Annotated in this window: 1 protein-coding gene; it reads left to right on the top strand. The window is 57.8% G+C overall.

Going from position 1 to position 4,100, the window contains the following annotated elements:
• Positions 1–358 precede the first annotated feature (358 nt).
• Positions 359–3,916, top strand: a complete 3,558-nt coding sequence (locus AUK29_08820) for a hypothetical protein (protein ID OIP62242.1) — start codon at positions 359–361, stop codon at positions 3,914–3,916.
• The last annotated feature ends 184 nt before the right edge of the window (positions 3,917–4,100 follow it).

Here is a 4,100-nt window from a genome sequence, read left to right as displayed (position 1 = left end):
CGTTAGGAGTTATGCAAGTTTGAAGTTTATTAAGACTTCTAACGTGTGAATCTTCTCCCCAAAGGGGATATGACATAAGGATCATCTCCAAAAGAGCGGGTGAAAACATCAGGGGTCAAGGGGTCAAGGATTCCAGGGGTCAAGTGAAGTGCTAAAATCATAAGGGGCCGAGGATTATAGGGTCCAAGGGTTCCAGTGTTTTTCTCTGAAGATTTTGCTTGCGTTTCAGTATCTCACTTGAACCCTTGACCCCTCGACCCCTGGAACACTATGGACCTTCAACCCTCGAACCCTTTTTACCTATTAAATGGGAGAAGAACCTGAAATAATAACCACGGAAAGAGAAATATAAACACCCATGAACCCGACACCAGCCCATCATCAAGAGATCCGGCTGACCCATAACCAGATGCGGGCCGTCACCACCCTGGGCCGCAACCTCTGTGTCTCGGCCGGGGCCGGTTCCGGAAAGACCACGGTCCTGGTGGACCGGTACCTCTACCTGCTCGAACACGGCGGCATGGAGGTCCAAGGGATCGCCGCCATCACCTTCACGGAGAAGGCCGCCAATCAGATGAAGGAAAAGATCCGCAGCAAGATCCAGGCAAGGATCGCCCTTGCTGCGAATCCTGAGGAAAAGGAGATCTGGTCCCGGAGATTCCTGGAGATGGGTTCGGCCTGGATCCAGACCATTCACGGATTCTGCGCCCGCATTCTCAAAGAGAACGCGATCGAGGCCGGTATCGACCCCCGCTTCATGACCCTGAACGAAACCGAGACCATCATCCTGCTCCATAGGACCGTCAAGGACTTCATCAACGAGCGCCTGAACCAGGAGGCCGAGACCATGATCCGGCTTCTCACCGCATACGGGCTCCGCCGCACACAGGAGTTGCTGGCCCGGATGCTGGAACAGCGTGAAATCATTTCCGCCTGGTCGGAAAGGTATCGCGGCCTCTCGGACCGGGAGATCATGGCGCCCCTGCGTGAGCAGGCCCGGACCGAGGCGCAGTCCCTGGCCAGGCGCCTTGAACTCCTGACCTGCCCGGATCCGGAAGACCTGATTGAGAAGACCCGGCAGGAGGCCCTCACCCTCGTTTCATCAAAAGATCTTTCAGCAGACATCCTGGCCGCGCTCTCCTCCATCCATCTGAAAGGCGGAAGTAAAAAGAAATGGGGAGAAGAGGCATTAAAAAACGTGAAGGCCATTCTCATGGAACTCAAGACCCTGTCGGCAGGCCTTCTCCTGCTCTATGATGAGGAAAAGGCGGAGCAGGACCTGGCCCTTCTCCGCACCCTCATCTTTGAATTCGATCTTATAAACGAACGGTACCGTACGGAAAAATACGCGCGCGGGGCCGTGGACTTCGACGACCTCCTGATCCTCACGCTCGGCCTTCTCCGGGAGAACGCGGAAGTAAGAAACCGCTGTCAGCGGGAGATCTCGACCCTGCTCATGGACGAGCTCCAGGATACGGACCGCGTGCAGATGGAGATCGTCCGGCGCATCATAGGGGACGAGCCGGGGCGCATCTTCGCCGTAGGGGACGCAAAGCAGTCGATCTACAGCTTCCGCGGCGCGGACGTCTCCGTGTTCCAGGCCTTCCGGCAGGAGATCCAGGCGCATGATCCACAAGGGGTCATCCCCCTGAACAGGAATTTCCGGAGCCAGAAAGAGATTCTCGATTTTATCAATCACCTCTTCTCCGGAATCTTTCTCACCGGCGCCGGATCCGGCCTGCCTGTGCGTGATCGCACGCAGACAGGGAATGCGATCGGCTTTGAGGCGCTCGAACCCCACATGGGGAGCGTCGACGGCGGCCACTTCGTGGAATGCTTCTTCTCTGTTTCCAGCTCAGGGGAAAGGATCTTGATGGAGGAGACACGCCGGCAGGAAGCCGCATGGATCGCCGCCCGTATCCGGGACATGGTCGAAAACAAAGAAGAGAGGATCTATGTCTCTCCGGGTGAAAAACGGGCCGTGCAGTTCGGAGATATCGCGATCCTCTTCAGGGCCATGACCGGGCTCAAGATCTATGAGAACGCTCTCAGGCGGCTCGGCATCCCCTTCACGGTCATAGGCGGGGCCGGATTCTTCGAGAAGCAGGAGGTGATCGATGTCGAAAATGTCCTCAGGGTCCTCCTCTACCCCGAAGACCAGGCGGCCCTGGCCGGTCTCCTTCGCAGCCCCTGCGTGGGACTCAGGGATGAGACCCTCTTCTTCATGACCCGCGGGCGGTCCCTGTCCCAAGGATTGAGCGAGACCGAATCCATCCGGGAGATCAGTGAGTCTGAAAAGAAGATCCTGATACGGGCGCGGGAGATGATCGAGAAGCTCCGATCCGTGCGGGACAGGATCCGCATCCCTGAGCTCATCGGACGTTTTCTCGACATGTCCGGATACCCGGCCATGCTCCTGACCGATCCGGTGCACGGGAAACAGCGCTATGCCAATCTCAAAAAACTCATGGATTTTGCACGGGAGTTCTCATTAAAGCCCTTCTTCGACCTCTCGGACTTCGTTGATCATATCGAGGAACTCATGGAGAGGCATACGCGTGAGGCCGAATCCCCGATGGACGAGGAGACAAAGGACACGGTCCGCATCCTCACCGTGCACAAGGCCAAGGGGATGGAGTTCCCCGTGGTCTTTCTGCCGGATCTTGCGGCCAGGGACGGGGGAAGGTCCGGACCGCTCCAGGTCCACCGGGACATCGGCATCGGGATACAGACACCGGACGACAGGGGAAGTTTCAGGGATTCCTACATCCGGAAGCGGATCATGGAGTCATCCAAGTTCAATGAGGCCGATGAAGAGAAGCGGCTCTTCTATGTTGCGGCCACACGGGCCAAAGATTTCCTGGTCCTCTCCGGTCAGCCGAGCTTCCCCAAGAAGCCCAAACCCGGCTCGGCCGCGCCCATGGACTGGATCAAGCAGGCCTTCGGCATCTCCGAGGAAAACTATCACGAAGACATCCCGTATGGAGACCGGAAGGTTCGCGTCTTCACCCAAGCCGTCACTCCAAGCCGGCGCATCCCTCACGAGCCTACCTGGATGGAAACCTACCCGGGGATCCTGCAGGGAGAACCGGTCCCGGTCCCGGATCATGACGCCGCACGGGCCCTGCTCGAACGGTCGGCCCTGGCCCCGGCCCCCTCACGGCCCGTCCGATTCACAGCCACACAACTCTCGGCCTTCACCGGCAAACCGAGTGCAGGCCGGAAAGGCACAGAGGGATATGATCTCACACAACCCTGCGGGATCAAGGAACCCTCCCTTCCGGAACTCGACCTCCATACTGCCGGAGGGAAAAACCTTGGGAGCCTTGTCCACCGGATGCTTCAGCGCTGGGACCTGAAAGAGTCTTCACTCACGGCGCTTGTGGATCTGGAGCTTAACCGAATCCGGCTTGCGCCTGGGGAAACGGAAGAATTAAGGGCGCAGTCCCTTGAACTCCTGAGACGATTCTCCGCCACAAAGACCGCAGAGGAGATCCGAAAGGCCTCCGAGGTCTCAACCGAGATCCCCTTTGTGCTCAAGCTCGGCTCCTCCTGCCAAGTCCAGGGAGTCATCGACAAGCTCTACCGGAATTCACATGGACGGCTCACCCTCATTGACTACAAGACCGACCGGATGACGGAGTCCGAAGCCACACTAAAAGCCGAGGAATACCGCTTCCAGATCGAGATATATGCCCTGGCCGTACACCGTCTTTTCAATGAAGACGTCGAGGCCGCGCTCGTTTTTCTGCAGCCTAATGTCATCCATCCGATTCATTTCGATCCGGATGCAGCCGAAGAAGAGATTCTCTCCTTGATACGGAAGATTCAGGCCCTCCCCGCCCCTTTCATGCTTTCCCACGATCAGGGCCTTAGTGGTCCTATTCGTAAATACGGTCGCATTCGAGTGCCGTAGGGCGGCCTCCTCGGCGTTCCGCTCCTTGCGACGTACCGCAGGGGGTACGCCTCAGTCGCGCGCGGGGATGAGGCCGCCCTACGGCACTCTCGGTACGTTACCGTATTTACGAACAGGACCACTTAACCCCGCCGGGGCAAAAGACCTTCCCATGAGATGTGTGCAGGATGGATGCAGGAAAAAA

The organism is Nitrospirae bacterium CG2_30_53_67 (assembly GCA_001873285.1).
Lineage (GTDB): Bacteria > CG2-30-53-67 > CG2-30-53-67 > CG2-30-53-67 > CG2-30-53-67 > CG2-30-53-67.
This window is presented reverse-complemented; position numbering and strand designations above follow the sequence as displayed.